The organism is Enterobacter sp. HNDS-6 (genome assembly GCF_039850505.1).
Taxonomy (GTDB): Bacteria; Pseudomonadota; Gammaproteobacteria; order Enterobacterales; family Enterobacteriaceae; genus Enterobacter; species Enterobacter kobei.
In genome coordinates this window covers 3,001,459-3,016,123 of record NZ_CP156673.1, presented here as the reverse complement: position 1 = coordinate 3,016,123, position 14,665 = coordinate 3,001,459, and the positions used below count along the sequence as shown (strand labels likewise).

14 protein-coding genes are annotated in these 14,665 nt (G+C 55.4%); 12 read left to right on the top strand and 2 right to left on the bottom strand.

Features of this window, described 5'->3' with window-relative positions:
• The first annotated feature begins 53 nt into the window (after positions 1-53).
• From cyoA to ABFI50_RS14030, 6 genes are all read left to right on the top strand, one after another.
• Positions 54-1,001: a cytochrome o ubiquinol oxidase subunit II gene (cyoA, locus tag ABFI50_RS14055; RefSeq protein WP_014882770.1), complete on the top strand. Its 948-nt coding sequence runs from the start codon at positions 54-56 to the stop codon at positions 999-1,001.
• A 16-nt stretch (positions 1,002-1,017) separates the two neighbouring features.
• Complete coding sequence (cyoB, locus tag ABFI50_RS14050; RefSeq protein WP_071922538.1) at positions 1,018-3,009, top strand: cytochrome o ubiquinol oxidase subunit I; 1,992 nt, start codon at positions 1,018-1,020, stop codon at positions 3,007-3,009.
• Entirely contained in the window at positions 2,999-3,613 is a 615-nt protein-coding gene (locus ABFI50_RS14045; protein WP_008503324.1) for a cytochrome o ubiquinol oxidase subunit III, read from the top strand. Before cyoB ends, ABFI50_RS14045 begins: the two co-directional genes overlap by 11 nt.
• Positions 3,613-3,939, top strand: a complete 327-nt coding sequence (locus ABFI50_RS14040) for a cytochrome o ubiquinol oxidase subunit IV (protein WP_006176899.1) — start codon at positions 3,613-3,615, stop codon at positions 3,937-3,939. The genes ABFI50_RS14045 and ABFI50_RS14040 overlap by 1 nt, the downstream gene beginning before the upstream one ends.
• A gap of 11 nt (positions 3,940-3,950) precedes the next feature.
• A complete protein-coding gene (gene cyoE / locus ABFI50_RS14035; protein WP_014882769.1) occupies positions 3,951-4,838 on the top strand; it encodes a heme o synthase in 888 nt (295 codons plus the stop codon).
• Positions 4,839-4,987: 149 nt separating this feature from the next.
• The gene (locus ABFI50_RS14030) at positions 4,988-6,349 is read left to right on the top strand and encodes an MFS transporter (RefSeq protein ID WP_023332232.1); all 1,362 of its coding nucleotides are present in this window, start codon (positions 4,988-4,990) and stop codon (positions 6,347-6,349) included.
• Positions 6,350-6,380: 31 nt separating this feature from the next.
• Here the strand turns inward: ABFI50_RS14030 and ABFI50_RS14025 are convergent, their stop codons facing one another.
• Positions 6,381-6,872: a YajQ family cyclic di-GMP-binding protein gene (locus tag ABFI50_RS14025; RefSeq protein WP_071922539.1), complete on the bottom strand. Its 492-nt coding sequence runs from the start codon at positions 6,870-6,872 to the stop codon at positions 6,381-6,383.
• 121 nt (positions 6,873-6,993) lie between these two features.
• Between ABFI50_RS14025 and panE the strand changes: the two genes are divergently transcribed.
• Both panE and yajL read left to right on the top strand, forming a co-directional pair.
• Positions 6,994-7,905: a 2-dehydropantoate 2-reductase gene (gene panE, locus ABFI50_RS14020; protein ID WP_014882766.1), complete on the top strand. Its 912-nt coding sequence runs from the start codon at positions 6,994-6,996 to the stop codon at positions 7,903-7,905.
• The gene (yajL, locus tag ABFI50_RS14015; protein ID WP_023338121.1) at positions 7,868-8,461 is read left to right on the top strand and encodes a protein deglycase YajL; all 594 of its coding nucleotides are present in this window, start codon (positions 7,868-7,870) and stop codon (positions 8,459-8,461) included. The genes panE and yajL overlap by 38 nt, the downstream gene beginning before the upstream one ends.
• Before the next feature lie 138 nt (positions 8,462-8,599).
• Here yajL and thiI read toward each other — a convergent pair whose 3' ends face one another.
• Positions 8,600-10,048 carry a tRNA uracil 4-sulfurtransferase ThiI gene (gene thiI, locus ABFI50_RS14010; protein WP_014882764.1) on the bottom strand — a complete coding sequence of 483 codons (1,449 nt, stop codon included), beginning with the start codon at positions 10,046-10,048 and terminating at the stop codon, positions 8,600-8,602.
• Between the two features lie 191 nt (positions 10,049-10,239).
• On the opposite strand from thiI, the gene xseB reads away from it, so the two are divergent.
• The 4 genes from xseB (at position 10,240) to ABFI50_RS13990 (ending at position 14,306) form a co-directional block, all read left to right on the top strand.
• Positions 10,240-10,482 carry an exodeoxyribonuclease VII small subunit gene (gene xseB, locus ABFI50_RS14005; protein ID WP_008503331.1) on the top strand — a complete coding sequence of 81 codons (243 nt, stop codon included), beginning with the start codon at positions 10,240-10,242 and terminating at the stop codon, positions 10,480-10,482.
• Positions 10,483-11,382 carry a (2E,6E)-farnesyl diphosphate synthase gene (ispA, locus tag ABFI50_RS14000; RefSeq protein ID WP_014882763.1) on the top strand — a complete coding sequence of 300 codons (900 nt, stop codon included), beginning with the start codon at positions 10,483-10,485 and terminating at the stop codon, positions 11,380-11,382.
• A 24-nt stretch (positions 11,383-11,406) separates the two neighbouring features.
• Positions 11,407-13,269: a 1-deoxy-D-xylulose-5-phosphate synthase gene (dxs, locus tag ABFI50_RS13995; protein WP_023338120.1), complete on the top strand. Its 1,863-nt coding sequence runs from the start codon at positions 11,407-11,409 to the stop codon at positions 13,267-13,269.
• A gap of 62 nt (positions 13,270-13,331) precedes the next feature.
• Positions 13,332-14,306 carry an aldo/keto reductase gene (locus ABFI50_RS13990; RefSeq protein WP_014882761.1) on the top strand — a complete coding sequence of 325 codons (975 nt, stop codon included), beginning with the start codon at positions 13,332-13,334 and terminating at the stop codon, positions 14,304-14,306.
• Positions 14,307-14,665 lie beyond the last annotated feature (359 nt).

Here is a 14,665-nt window from a genome sequence, read left to right as displayed (position 1 = left end):
AAATGCCCCCACACTTTAAACGCCACCAGACTCCGTGGAATTGAGGTCGTTAAATGAGACTCGGGAAATACAATAAAAGTTTGGGATGGTTGTCATTATTCGCGGGCACTGTATTACTCAGTGGCTGCGATTCTGCACTACTAGACCCCAAAGGACAGATTGGACTGGAACAACGTTCACTGATACTGACGGCTTTTGGCCTGATGTTGATTGTGGTTATTCCTGCCATTTTGATGGCTGTTGGTTTCGCCTGGAAGTATCGTGCGAGCAATAAAGATGCGAAGTATAGCCCTAACTGGTCACACTCCAATAAAGTGGAAGCTGTGGTCTGGACGGTACCTATTCTGATCATCCTGTTCCTTGCCGTACTGACCTGGAAAACCACTCACGCACTTGAGCCAAGCAAACCACTGGTTCACGATGAGAAACCTATTACCATTGAAGTGGTCTCCATGGACTGGAAATGGTTCTTCATCTATCCAGAGCAGGGTATTGCTACCGTGAATGAAATCGCCTTCCCGGCGAACACTCCGGTTCAGTTCAAAGTGACCTCCAACTCCGTAATGAACTCCTTCTTCATCCCACGTCTGGGTAGCCAGATCTACGCGATGGCCGGTATGCAGACTAACCTGCATCTGATCGCGAATGAAGCAGGCACCTATGATGGTATCTCCGCCAGCTATAGCGGCCCGGGCTTCTCAGGTATGAAGTTCAAAGCTATTGCAACGCCAGACCGTGCCGCTTTCGACCAGTGGGTTGAAAAAGCGAAGCAGTCTCCAAACACCATGTCTGACATGGCGGCGTTCGAAAAAGTGGCTGCACCTAGCGAATACAACAAGGTGGAGTACTTCTCTAATGTGAAACCTGATTTGTTCAAAGATGTCATTGGCAAATTTATGGATCACGGCAAGAGCATGGACATGACCCAGCCTGAAGGCGAGCACAGCGCGCATGAAGGTATGGAAGGCATGGACATGAGCCACGCGGAAACCGCTCACTAAGGGGCCGAGGAAGAAAATGTTCGGAAAATTGACACTGGATGCAGTGCCCTACCATGAACCGATTATCGTGGTTACGGTGGCTGCAATTATCATTGGTGGCGCGGCCTTACTGGCCCTGATCACTTACTTCGGTAAGTGGAGCTACCTGTGGAACGAGTGGCTGACTTCGGTTGACCACAAAAAACTCGGTATCATGTACTGCATCGTCGGTATCGTCATGTTAATTCGTGGCTTTGCGGATGCGATCATGATGCGTAGCCAGCAGGCACTCGCTTCTGCGGGTGAAGCCGGCTTCCTGCCGCCGCACCACTACGATCAGATCTTTACCGCCCACGGCGTTATCATGATCTTCTTCGTAGCGATGCCGCTGGTTATCGGTCTGATGAACGTGGTCGTTCCGCTGCAAATCGGCGCGCGCGACGTGGCGTTCCCGTTCCTGAACAACCTGAGCTTCTGGTTCACGGTTGTCGGCGTTATCCTGGTTAACCTGTCACTGGGTGTGGGCGAATTCGCGCAGACCGGCTGGCTGGCATACCCGCCGCTATCAGGAATTGAGTACAGTCCGGGCGTTGGCGTTGACTACTGGATCTGGGCGCTTCAGCTCTCCGGTGTCGGTACCACCCTGACCGGTATCAACTTCTTCGTGACCATTATCAAGATGCGTGCCCCTGGCATGACCATGTTCAAGATGCCGGTATTTACCTGGGCATCTCTGTGCGCCAACATCCTGATTATTGCCTCTTTCCCAATTCTGACCGTCACCATCGCGCTGCTGACCCTGGACCGCTACCTGGGCACCCATTTCTTCACGAATGATATGGGTGGCAACATGATGATGTACATCAACCTGATTTGGGCCTGGGGTCACCCGGAAGTGTACATCCTGGTTCTGCCTGTCTTCGGTGTGTTCTCCGAAATCGCGGCAACCTTCTCGCGTAAACGTCTGTTTGGTTACACCTCTCTGGTGTGGGCAACCGTGTGTATTACCGTTCTGTCGTTCATCGTTTGGCTGCACCACTTCTTCACGATGGGTGCGGGCGCGAACGTAAACGCCTTCTTCGGTATCACCACCATGATTATCGCCATCCCGACCGGGGTGAAGATCTTCAACTGGCTGTTCACCATGTACCAGGGCCGTATCGTGTTCCACTCAGCGATGCTGTGGACCATCGGCTTCATCGTGACCTTCTCCGTAGGTGGGATGACCGGTGTACTGCTGGCGGTACCAGGTGCTGACTTCGTTCTGCACAACAGTCTGTTCCTGATTGCGCACTTCCATAACGTTATCATCGGTGGCGTGGTCTTCGGCTGCTTCGCGGGCGTAACCTACTGGTGGCCAAAAGCGTTCGGCTTCACGCTGAACGAGAAATGGGGTAAACGCGCGTTCTGGTTCTGGATCATCGGCTTCTTCGTGGCATTTATGCCGCTGTACGTGCTGGGCTTCATGGGTATGACCCGTCGTCTGAGCCAGCAGATCGATCCGCAGTTCCACCCAATGCTGATGGTTGCAGCGGGCGGTGCGGTGCTGATTGCCTGCGGTATCGCGTCTCAGCTGATTCAGTTCTACGTGTCTATTCGCGACCGCGATCAGAACCGTGACCTGACCGGTGACCCATGGGGTGGCCGTACGCTGGAGTGGGCGACCTCTTCTCCACCGCCTTTCTATAACTTTGCCATCGTGCCGCAGGTTCATGAACGTGACGCATTCTGGGAAATGAAAGAAAAAGGTGAAGCGTACAAGCAACCTGCTCATTACGAAAAGATCCATATGCCGAAAAACAGCGGTGCGGGCATTGTCATTGCCGCCTTCGCTACGGTATTTGGTTTCGCAATGATCTGGCACATCTGGTGGATGGCGATTGTTGGCTTCGCTGGCATCGTAATCAGCTGGATTGTGAAGAGCTTTGACGAGGACGTGGACTACTACGTACCAGTCCGTGAAGTTGAAAAGCTGGAAAATCAGCATTTCGACGAGATTTCTAAAGCGGGGCTGAAAAATGGCAACTGATACTCTGGCGCACTCAACTGCCCACGCGCATGAACATGCGCACCACGATACAGGACCGACCAAAGTCTTCGGTTTCTGGATCTACCTGATGAGCGACTGCATTCTGTTCTGCTGTCTGTTCGCGACCTATGCCGTTCTGGTGAACGGCACAGCGGGCGGCCCGACCGGCAAGGACATCTTTGAACTGCCGTTCGTTCTGGTTGAAACCGCACTGCTGTTATTCAGCTCTATCACCTACGGCATGGCGGCTATCGCCATGTACAAAAACAACAAGAGCCAGGTTGTCTCCTGGCTGGCGTTGACCTGGCTGTTTGGTGCTGGATTTATCGGGATGGAAATCTATGAATTCCATCACCTGATTATGGAAGGCTTTGGTCCGGATCGCAGTGGCTTCCTGTCCGCGTTCTTCGCGCTGGTCGGTACCCACGGTCTGCACGTGACCTCGGGTCTGATCTGGATGGCAGTACTGATGTTCCAGATCTCCCGTCGCGGCCTGACCAGCACTAACCGTACCCGTATCCTGTGCCTGAGCCTGTTCTGGCACTTCCTGGACGTGGTGTGGATCTGTGTGTTCTCTGTTGTCTATCTGATGGGGGCGATGTAATGAGTCATTCTAACGATCATGGCGCTTCCCATGGCAGCGTAAAAACCTACATGACAGGTTTCATCCTGTCGATCATCCTGACGGTGATCCCGTTCTGGATGGTGATGAGCGGTTCTGCGTCTAAACCGGTTATCCTGGGAGCAATCCTGGTGACCGCGGTGATTCAGATTCTGGTGCATCTGGTTTGCTTCCTGCACATGAACACCAAGTCCGATGAAGGCTGGAACATGACGGCCTTTATCTTTACCGTGATTATCATCGCTATCCTGGTAGTCGGTTCCATCTGGATTATGTGGAACCTCAACTACAACATGATGGTTCACTAAGAGCGGCGAGTATGTTTAAGCAATACCTGCAAGTAACGAAACCAGGCATCATCTTTGGCAACCTGATCTCCGTGATCGGAGGGTTCCTGCTGGCCTCTAAAGGCAGCATTGATTACGCCCTCTTTATTTACACGCTGGTCGGTGTGTCACTGGTTGTTGCGTCCGGTTGTGTATTTAACAACTACATCGACATGGATATCGACAAGAAGATGGAAAGGACCAAAAATCGGGTGCTGGTGAAAGGCCTGATCGCCCCTTCCGTCTCGCTGGTGTACGCCACCTTGCTGGGTATTGCTGGCTTTATGCTGCTGTGGTTTGGTGCTAACCCACTGGCCTGCTGGCTAGGGGTGATGGGGTTCGTGGTCTATGTGGGCGTCTACAGCCTGTATATGAAACGTCACTCCGTCTACGGCACGCTGATTGGTTCTCTCTCCGGCGCTGCGCCGCCGGTGATTGGCTACTGCGCCGTCACGAACGAGTTCGACAGCGGTGCGCTGATCCTGCTAGCTATCTTTAGCCTGTGGCAGATGCCGCACTCCTATGCCATCGCGATTTTCCGCTTTAAGGATTATCAGGCAGCGAACATCCCGGTTCTGCCGGTCGTGAAGGGCATTTCTGTTGCCAAGAACCACATCACGCTTTACATCATCGCCTTTGCCGTGGCAACGCTGATGCTCTCTCTGGGTGGTTACGCCGGGTATAAATATCTGGCGGTAGCGGCTGCGGTGAGCGTCTGGTGGCTTGGCATGGCGCTGCGCGGATACAAAGTGGAAGATGACAAAGTCTGGGCACGTAAGCTGTTTGTGTTCTCCATTGTCGCCATCACTTCTCTGTCCGTGATGATGTCCGTGGATTTCATGGTGCCAGATTCGCACAACCTGCTGACTTACGTCTGGTAAGCGACAACAGGTTAATAAAAGGGTGCTTCGGCACCCTTTTTTATTCACAAAATCAATTAATAACGCATGTAATATTTGTTAAATAAGCCCTTATTTACCCCGCCCCTTCCCCGCACTACACTATGGCCTGCTTTTGAACTGAGGTGGTAATGAACGATTATAAAATGACGCCAGGCGAGCTACGCGCGACCTGGGGCTTAGGGACTGTCTTCTCGCTACGGATGCTCGGCATGTTTATGGTCCTGCCTGTTCTGACCACCTACGGCATGGCGCTGCAGGGGGCGAGCGAGGCATTGATTGGTCTGGCCATTGGCATTTACGGTCTGGCCCAGGCGGTCTTCCAGATCCCGTTTGGCCTGCTCTCTGACCGGGTTGGCCGCAAGCCGCTGATTGTCGGTGGCCTGCTTATTTTTGTTCTGGGCAGTGTGATTGCCGCCCTCTCCCACTCCATCTGGGGAATTATTCTTGGCCGCGCCCTTCAGGGCTCCGGCGCGATTGCTGCCGCCGTGATGGCGCTGTTGTCCGATCTCACCCGCGAACAGAACCGGACTAAAGCGATGGCGTTCATCGGCGTTAGCTTTGGCGTCACCTTCGCCATTGCGATGGTACTGGGCCCGATAATCACCCATGCGCTTGGCCTGCACGCGCTGTTCTGGATGATTGCCGTGCTGGCAACCCTCGGTATTGCCTTAACCCTGTGGGTCGTCCCGGACAGCAAAAACCACGTCCTCAACCGTGAATCGGGAATGGTAAAGGGCTGCTTCAGCAAAGTGCTGGTTGAGCCACGCCTGCTGAAGCTTAACTTCGGCATTATGTGTCTGCACATCCTGCTGATGTCGACCTTTGTCGCCCTTCCCGGCCAGCTGGCCGCTGCGGGCTTCCCGGCAGCCGAGCACTGGAAAATCTATCTGGTCACGATGCTGATTTCATTTGTCTCCGTCGTGCCATTCATTATCTATGCTGAAGTGAAGCGCAAGATGAAGCGCGTCTTTATTGGCTGCGTAGCACTGTTGCTGATAGCTGAGATTGTGCTCTGGGGTGCCGGCCCGCACTTCTGGGAGCTGATTGCCGGCGTGCAGCTGTTCTTCCTGGCGTTTAACCTGATGGAAGCCCTGCTGCCGTCGCTGATCAGCAAAGAGTCCCCTGCCGGTTACAAAGGCACGGCGATGGGCATCTACTCCACCAGCCAGTTCCTCGGCGTGGCCATTGGCGGCTCGCTTGGCGGCTGGGTGGACGGTCTGTTTGACTCTCAAACCGTGTTTCTCGCGGGCGCACTGCTGGCGACAGTCTGGCTGCTGGTCGCCAGTACCATGAAAGAGCCGCGCTACGTGAGCAGCCTGCGGGTAGAAATCCCGGATGATGTTCAGATTAGCGACGCTCTGAAACAGCGTCTGGAAGCAAAAGAGGGTGTGACGGAGGTCCTGATTGTCCCGGAAGAGCGCAGCGCTTACGTCAAGATAGACAGCAAAATGACCAACCGCTTCGAAGTGGAGCAGGCCCTGAAAGCATGAAAAAAGCCCGGTTGAACCGGGCTTTTGGGTATTAATCGCGGAAGTTTTTAAACTGGAACGGTTGTCCCAGATCGCCGCCACGCACCAGCGCCATCACGGACTGCAGGTCATCGCGGGACTTGCCGGTGACGCGAATCTCTTCACCCTGGATCTGCGCCTGCACCTTCAGCTTGCTGTCTTTAATGAGCTTCACGATCTTCTTCTGCACCGCGCTCTCAATGCCCTGCTTCAGTTTAGCTTCAACGAACCAGGTTTTACCGCTGTGCACAAACTCTTCCGGCACATCCAGAGAGGTCCCTTCAATGCCGCGTTTTAACAGCTTGGCGCGCAAAATGTCGAGCAGCTGATTCACCTGGAAATCAGACTCGCTCAGCACCTTAATGGTCTTATTTGCGTCGTTCAGCTCAAACGACGCCTCAACGCTACGAAAATCGAAACGTGACTCAACTTCGCGGGTTGCGTTCTCAACGCCGTTGCGAACTTCCTGGATATCAACTTCGGAAACAATATCGAAAGATGGCATCTTTTCTTCTCCCTTCACTTTTGTTGCGTTGCATAATACCCGCTACGAGGCATAACTCAACAGAAGCTTAGCTGTATAATTAAGCTGTAACACCTGGCGCAGTTGCAGGTGAGGAGGAACAATGAAAATTACAGTGCTCGGATGCGGAGCGCTTGGTCAGCTATGGCTGACCGCGCTGTGCAAGCACGGACATGAGGTTCAGGGCTGGCTGCGCGTGCCCCAGCCCTATTGCAGTGTAAACCTGATTGGTGAAGACGGAAGCATCTTTAACGAATCCCTCACCGCGAACGATCCCGATTTCCTGGCGCAAAGTGACCTGTTACTGGTGACGCTTAAAGCGTGGCAGGTCTCAGACGCGGTGAAGACGCTGGCTGCGCAACTCCCCTCCACTTCCCCTATACTGCTGCTGCATAACGGCATGGGAACCATTGATGAGCTGAAAGGCATCCCTCAGCCCCTGCTGATGGCGACAACCACGCACGCAGCCCGTCGCGACGGCAACATCATCGTGCACGTCGCCAGCGGCGTGACCCATATGGGACCGGCCAGAACACAGGATGGCGACTACAGTTATCTTGCCGATGTGCTGCAGAAGGTGTTGCCGGACGTCGCCTGGCATAACACTATTCGCCCTCAACTCTGGCGCAAGCTGGCCGTGAACTGCGTGATCAATCCGCTGACGGCACTGTGGAACTGCCCGAATGGGGAGCTGAAAAACCATCCGCAGGAGGTTGCATCACTGTGTGCTGAAGTCGCGTCGGTCATTGAGCGGGAAGGTCTGCATACCTCGGCAGAGGATTTGCGCGGTTATGTCGAGCAGGTTATTGAGAGTACGGCAGAAAATATCTCCTCAATGTTGCAGGATGTCCGGGCATTGCGCCACACAGAAATCGACTACATTACCGGCTATCTGCTAAAACGTGCCCGAGCACATGGCATCGCCGTGCCGGAAAACGCCCGTTTGTATGACCTGGTTAAACGTAAGGAGAGTGAATATGAGCGCGTCGGCACTGATCTGCCTCGCCCCTGGTAGCGAAGAGACAGAAGCGGTCACCACGATTGATTTGATGGTGCGCGGCGGTATTGAGGTGACGGTCGCCAGCGTTGCCAGCGATGGCAGTCTGGCGGTGACCTGCTCGCGCGGCGTGAAACTGCTTGCGGATGCGCCGCTTGTGCAGGTGGCCGACGGGGATTACGACATCATCGTCCTGCCCGGTGGCCTGAAGGGTGCGGAATGTTTTCGCGACAGCCCGCTGCTGGTCGAGACCGTGCGTCAGTTCCACTTATCGGGTCGTATCGTCGCCGCCATCTGTGCCGCCGCCGGAACAGTGCTGGTTCCGCACGATATTTTCCCTATCGGCAATATGACCGGCTACCCCGGTCTGAAGCAGACCATCCCGGAAGACCAGTGGGTGGACAAACGCGTCGTGTGGGATCCACGCGTCAACCTGCTGACCAGCCAGGGCCCCGGCACCGCGATTGATTTTGGTTTGAAGATTATTGACCTGCTGGTCGGGCGCGAAAAAGCGTACGAGGTGGCGTCATCGCTGGTGATGCCGGCGGGAATTTATAACTACTATGAAGAGTAGTGCGTAAAAAAGCCGGGTGGCGCCAGGTTAAAGCAAAACGGCAACCAAAGGTTGCCGTTTTTTATGTTTTCTCCCTCTCCCCGCGGGAGAGGGAGAGGGCCGGGGTGAGGGCATCAGGCCGCATTCCCGGGCAAAAAACTACGGGCGATACACCTTCACATTCGCAAAGCCCTGCTCGCGCAGATACAGTGCCTGCAGGCGGCTCATCACCCCACGCTCACACCACAGCAGATACGTTTTGCTCTGGTCGAGATCGCCAAATTTGGTGCTCAGCTTGTAGAACGGCAGCGACACCACTTCAACGCCTTCCACCTGCAGCGGTTTGTCGTCCTGCTCATCAATAGAGCGGATATCCAGAATCGCATCGTTAGCGCCGAAACCGCTTACGGTTTCCACTTCGACGACGTCCTGCTCGGTCTGCTGGGCGATTTCGCGGATATCAATATTGGACGCTTCCGCCACCACTTTATCCAGGATGCTGAAATCGAAGTGCTCTTCTTCGGCTTCAATCTTCGCCTTCACCGCTTTGACGGTCGGGCTTTTTGAGATCACACCGCAGTATTCCGGCATGGTGCGGGCAAAATCTTCGGTGCCGATTTCACGTGCCAGATCGATGATGTGCTCTTTATCGTGGGAGATCAGCGGACGCAGGATCAGAGTATCAGAGACGTTGTCGATCAGACGCAGGTTGGTCAGCGTCTGGCTGGAGACCTGCCCCAGCGCTTCGCCGGTGACCAGCGCCTGCACGCCGTAGCGCTCAGCCACTTTGGATGCCGCACGCACCATCATGCGCTTCAGGATAACGCCCATCTGGCCGTCGTCCACTTTCTCAAGAATTTCGCCCACTACCGGCTCGAAGTTGATCGCCACAAAACGCACGCGGTGGGAGCTGCCGAAGCGGTTCCACAGGTAATGCGCGACCTGGCGAACGCCGATTTCATGCGCCGCACCGCCCAGGTTAAAGAAGCAGTAATGGACGCGACAGCCGCGGCGCATCAGCATATAGCTGGAAACGCCGGAGTCGAAGCCGCCGGAGATCAGAGACAAGACATCTTCCTGGGTGCCGATCGGGAAACCGCCGATACCTTCATAACGCCCTTTCACCAGCAGCAGGCGATCGTTTTCGATCTCCAGGTTAACCGTCACGTCCGGGTGCGTCAGACGCACGCGCGCAGACTCGACGTGCTGGTTCAAACCGCCGCCAACGTAACGTTCCACTTCAATGGAGCTGAATTCGTGCTTGCCGCGACGTTTCACGCGTACGCAGAAGGTTTTGCCTTCGATCTGATCGCGGTACTGAACCAGCGCTTTCTCGAAGATATCGTGCATATCGCTGAACGGGACGTCTTCCACTTCCAGAATATGGTGGATCCCCGGAATACGGGTCAGCGCGTCGCGAATATCCTGACGTTTGTTTTCGTCTTTCGCACGGACTTCAACGTGGTCCCAGTGGCGCACCACGGCGAGCGTTTCGTCGTAGTGCTTTAATACGTTACGAATGTTCCCGGTGAGAATTTTAATAAAGCGCAAACGCACAGATTGGCTTTTGATGGTGATTTCAGGGAACAATTTAATGATAAACTTCATGGCGGCAATGTTTCTTAGGCAAGCGTATTAAGGCTTGTAATGGAAAAGAGTACAGCAGCCCACACCCGTGGCTGCATCCAGGCGCGCAAGTATACCACCATCGCGCCGCTCCTGTGCACATTGCGCGTTATTTGCTTATCCGCCCGAGTCCGTTACCATGTCGGGGCGAAGAATATAAGAGTCAATTCACTATGCCGAAGAAGAACGACGCACCGGCCAGTTTCGAAACTGCGCTGAGTGAACTGGAGCAAATCGTTACCCGTCTTGAGAGCGGCGATCTCCCGCTGGAAGAGGCGCTCAACGAATTCGAACGTGGCGTGCAGCTGGCGCGACAGGGGCAGGTCAAACTGCAGCAGGCCGAGCAGCGCGTGCAGATCCTGCTTTCCGACAGCGAAGACGCGAAAACTACGCCTTTCACACCGGACGCCGAGTAAATGGATTTTGCCAACGAGCTTCAGGCGCGTGTAGTTCGCGCCAACGACGCCCTGCGCCGTTTTATTGCACCACAGCCTTTTCAGAACACTCCTCTGGTTGAGGCTATGCACTATGGCGCACTCTTGGGTGGAAAGCGCCTGCGCCCGTTCCTGGTGTACGCCACAGGCAATATGTTTGGTATCAGCGATAACACGCTGGACGCCCCGGCTGCCGCCGTTGAGTGCATCCATGCCTATTCGCTGATCCACGATGATTTACCGGCGATGGACGACGACGACCTGCGTCGCGGTCAACCTACCTGCCATATCAAGTTTGGCGAAGCGAATGCCATTCTGGCGGGCGATGCCCTGCAAACGCTGGCGTTCTCTATTTTGAGCGATGCGCCGATGGCGGAAGTGGCTGACCGTGACCGCCTGGCAATGATTTCCGAACTGGCGATGGCCAGCGGCGTGGCCGGCATGTGCGGCGGACAAGCGCTGGATCTTGAAGCGGAAGGACGTCAGGTTAATCTGGAACAGCTGGAGCGTATTCATCGCCACAAAACCGGGGCATTGATTCGTTCTGCCGTTCGCCTGGGCGCGCTGAGCGCGGGTGAACAAGGGCGCAAAGCCTTGCCGACGCTGGACAGATACGCAGAAAGTATCGGTCTGGCATTCCAGGTTCAGGATGACATTCTGGATGTGGTGGGCGATACTGCAACATTGGGTAAACGTCAGGGTGCGGACCAGCAGCTTGGCAAAAGTACCTACCCCGCCCTGCTGGGTCTTGAGCAAGCCCAACGTAAAGCCCGGGATCTGATTGACGATGCCCGCCAGTCGCTAAATGTACTGGCCGCACAATCGCTGGATACCTCGGCACTGGAAGCGCTAGCGGACTATATAATCCAGCGTGATAAATAAACTATATATCTCGATGAGCCTTTGATGAGTTTTGATATTGCCAAATACCCGACACTGGCGTTAGTTGACTCCACCCAGGAGTTGCGTCTGTTGCCGAAAGAGAGCCTGCCGAAGCTGTGCGACGAGCTGCGTCGCTACCTGCTCGACAGCGTAAGCCGCTCAAGCGGCCATTTCGCCTCCGGGCTTGGCACGGTAGAACTGACCGTGGCGCTGCACTATGTCTATAACACGCCGTTCGATCAGCTTATCTGGGACGTGGGCCACCAGGCCTATCCGCACAAAATTCTGACCGGACGTCGCGATAAAATTGGCACCATTCGTCAGAAAGGTGGCCTGCATCCGTTCCCGTGGCGCGGTGAGAGCGAGTATGACGTGCTGAGCGTCGGCCACTCCTCCACCTCCATTTCTGCGGGCATCGGTATTGCCGTTGCCGCCGAAAAAGAGAATAAACAGCGCCGCACCGTCTGCGTGATTGGTGACGGTGCTATCACCGCCGGGATGGCCTTTGAGGCCATGAACCATGCGGGTGATATCAAACCGGACATGCTGGTTATCCTCAACGATAACGAAATGTCGATTTCCGAGAACGTCGGTGCGCTGAACAACCATCTGGCGCAGCTGCTTTCCGGCAAGCTTTACTCCTCGCTGCGTGAAGGCGGTAAAAAAGTCTTTTCCGGCGTACCGCCGATTAAAGAGCTGCTCAAGCGCACCGAAGAACACATCAAAGGCATGGTCGTGCCGGGTACGCTGTTTGAAGAGCTGGGCTTTAACTATATTGGCCCGGTTGACGGCCATGACGTGCTGGGCCTGGTCACCACCCTCAAGAACATGCGTGACCTGAAAGGCCCGCAGTTCCTGCACATCATGACCAAAAAAGGGCGTGGCTACGAACCGGCGGAAAAAGATCCGATCACCTTCCACGCGGTACCAAAATTCGACCCGTCCAGCGGCTGTCTGCCAAAAAGCAGCGGCGGTATGCCGAGCTATTCCAAAATCTTCGGCGACTGGCTGTGTGAAACCGCCGCGAAAGACAACAAGCTGATGGCGATCACCCCGGCCATGCGTGAAGGCTCCGGCATGGTGGAGTTCTCCAGAAAATACCCTGACCAGTATTTTGACGTGGCGATTGCCGAGCAGCATGCGGTGACGTTCGCAGCGGGCCTGGCCATTGGCGGCTACAAGCCGGTGGTCGCTATCTATTCTACCTTCCTGCAGCGCGCCTACGATCAGGTGATCCATGACGTGGCCATCCAGAAGCTGCCGGTACTGTTTGCGATAGACCGTGCGGGCATCGTCGGCGCTGACGGTCAGACGCACCAGGGCGCATTCGATCTGTCGTTCCTGCGCTGTATTCCGGATATGGTCATCATGACGCCAAGCGACGAAAACGAATGTCGTCAGATGCTGTTTACCGGCTATCACTATCAGGATGGCCCTAGTGCGGTTCGCTACCCACGCGGCAATGCGGTGGGCGTTGAGCTGCAACCCCTGGAAAAACTGGCGATCGGTAAAGGTCTGGTGAAACGTCGCGGTGAGAAAGTGGCGATCCTGAACTTCGGTACGCTGATGCCAGAAGCTGCGAAGGTCGCTGAAACGCTGAACGCTACCCTGGTGGATATGCGCTTCGTGAAGCCGCTCGACGAATCTCTGATTTTGAATTTGGCCGAGACGCATGACGTGCTGGTCACCCTGGAAGAAAACGCCATCATGGGCGGTGCGGGAAGCGGCGTGAACGAGGTGCTGATGGCAAACCGCAAAGTCGTGCCGGTATTGAACCTCGGCCTACCGGATCATTTCATTCCTCAGGGTACCCAGGATGAAGCCCGTGCGGCTATTGGCCTGGACGCCGCCGGTATTGAAGCCAAAATCCGCGCCTGGCTGGACTAATCCCTCCCCTTTTTCGCTCCTGCTATGCTTAAACGTATTGTTTAAACAGCAGGAGCGGAACCATGCAATACACCACATTAGGAAAAACCGACCTTAAGGTTTCCCGGCTTTGCCTGGGCTGTATGACTTTTGGCGAGCCCGAACGAGGGAACCACGCCTGGACGTTGCCGGAAGAGAGTAGCCGTCCGATTATTAAACGCGCTATCGAGGGCGGCATTAATTTCTTCGACACCGCCAACAGCTACTCCGACGGCAGCAGCGAGGAGATTGTCGGTCGTGCCCTGCGTGACTTTGCGCGTCGGGATGACATTGTGGTCGCCACCAAGGTGTACTACCCGTCAGGTGACCTGACTCAGGGCCTTTCTCGCGCGCAGATCCTGCGCTCTATTGATGACAGCCTTAGACGCCTGAACATGGATTACGTCGACCTGCTGCAAATTCACCGCTGGGATTACAACACGCCGATCGAGGAGACGCTTGAAGCGCTCAACGAGGTGGTGAAAGCCGGTAAAGCGCGCTATATCGGCGCGTCGTCTATGCATGCGTCGCAGTTTGCACAGGCGCTGGATCTCCAGGCACAGCATGGCTGGGCGCGTTTTGTCACCATGCAGGATCACTACAACCTGATCTACCGTGAAGAAGAGCGCGAAATGCTGCCACTGTGCTATCAGGAGGGCGTGGCGGTGATCCCGTGGAGCCCGCTGGCGCGCGGACGTTTAACCCGTCCATGGGGGGAAACCACGGCTCGTCTGGTCTCAGATGAAGTCGGAAAAAATCTCTATGACGGTACAGAAGCCAGCGATGCGTTAATTGCCGAACGCTTAGCCGGGATTGCCGACGATACGGGTGCCACCCGCGCACAGGTGGCGCTGGCGTGGCTGCTGAGTAAGCGCGGGGTCGCGGCACCGATTATCGGGACGTCCAGGGAAGAACAGCTGGATGAACTGCTGAGTGCAGTGGATTTATCCCTGACGCCGGAGCAGATTGCCGAGCTCGAAACGCCGTATCAGCAGCATCCGGTGGTGGGGTTTAAATAAGCCCTCATTCTAACCCTGTCCCAAAGGGCTGGGGTGAGGGGGAACATACGGCTGTGGTGGTCATTCCGTTCACTTTATGTTCCTTGCTACTCTGTAACGACATGACCAGTGAACGTGCCAGGGTGGCTCAATCGCCACCACCCTGGCAACCCGGGCTCCCGGCGGTAAATCGCCGCTTCGCGGTGCCTTCGGCTTATTCCTTCCGGCTTATCGGGTACGGGCGGAGGTAACGTCCCTGTAAAGCCCGCCCTCTCGGCGCATCCATGCGCCTCGCCCCGGCCTTACGGAAACGCCTCAGCGATTTACAGCCGGACCAGAGCATCGCTGAAAGCCTTACATCGTTCTTAAATAACCTTATT

Coding starts and splice junctions, on each gene's coding strand:
- cyoA (WP_014882770.1), top strand. CDS start 54: ATGAGACTCGGGAAATACAATAAAAGTTTGGGATGGTTGTCATTATTC.
- cyoB (WP_071922538.1), top strand. CDS start 1,018: ATGTTCGGAAAATTGACACTGGATGCAGTGCCCTACCATGAACCGATT.
- ABFI50_RS14045 (WP_008503324.1), top strand. CDS start 2,999: ATGGCAACTGATACTCTGGCGCACTCAACTGCCCACGCGCATGAACAT.
- ABFI50_RS14040 (WP_006176899.1), top strand. CDS start 3,613: ATGAGTCATTCTAACGATCATGGCGCTTCCCATGGCAGCGTAAAAACC.
- cyoE (WP_014882769.1), top strand. CDS start 3,951: ATGTTTAAGCAATACCTGCAAGTAACGAAACCAGGCATCATCTTTGGC.
- ABFI50_RS14030 (WP_023332232.1), top strand. CDS start 4,988: ATGAACGATTATAAAATGACGCCAGGCGAGCTACGCGCGACCTGGGGC.
- ABFI50_RS14025 (WP_071922539.1), bottom strand. CDS start 6,872: ATGCCATCTTTCGATATTGTTTCCGAAGTTGATATCCAGGAAGTTCGC.
- panE (WP_014882766.1), top strand. CDS start 6,994: ATGAAAATTACAGTGCTCGGATGCGGAGCGCTTGGTCAGCTATGGCTG.
- yajL (WP_023338121.1), top strand. CDS start 7,868: ATGAGCGCGTCGGCACTGATCTGCCTCGCCCCTGGTAGCGAAGAGACA.
- thiI (WP_014882764.1), bottom strand. CDS start 10,048: ATGAAGTTTATCATTAAATTGTTCCCTGAAATCACCATCAAAAGCCAA.
- xseB (WP_008503331.1), top strand. CDS start 10,240: ATGCCGAAGAAGAACGACGCACCGGCCAGTTTCGAAACTGCGCTGAGT.
- ispA (WP_014882763.1), top strand. CDS start 10,483: ATGGATTTTGCCAACGAGCTTCAGGCGCGTGTAGTTCGCGCCAACGAC.
- dxs (WP_023338120.1), top strand. CDS start 11,407: ATGAGTTTTGATATTGCCAAATACCCGACACTGGCGTTAGTTGACTCC.
- ABFI50_RS13990 (WP_014882761.1), top strand. CDS start 13,332: ATGCAATACACCACATTAGGAAAAACCGACCTTAAGGTTTCCCGGCTT.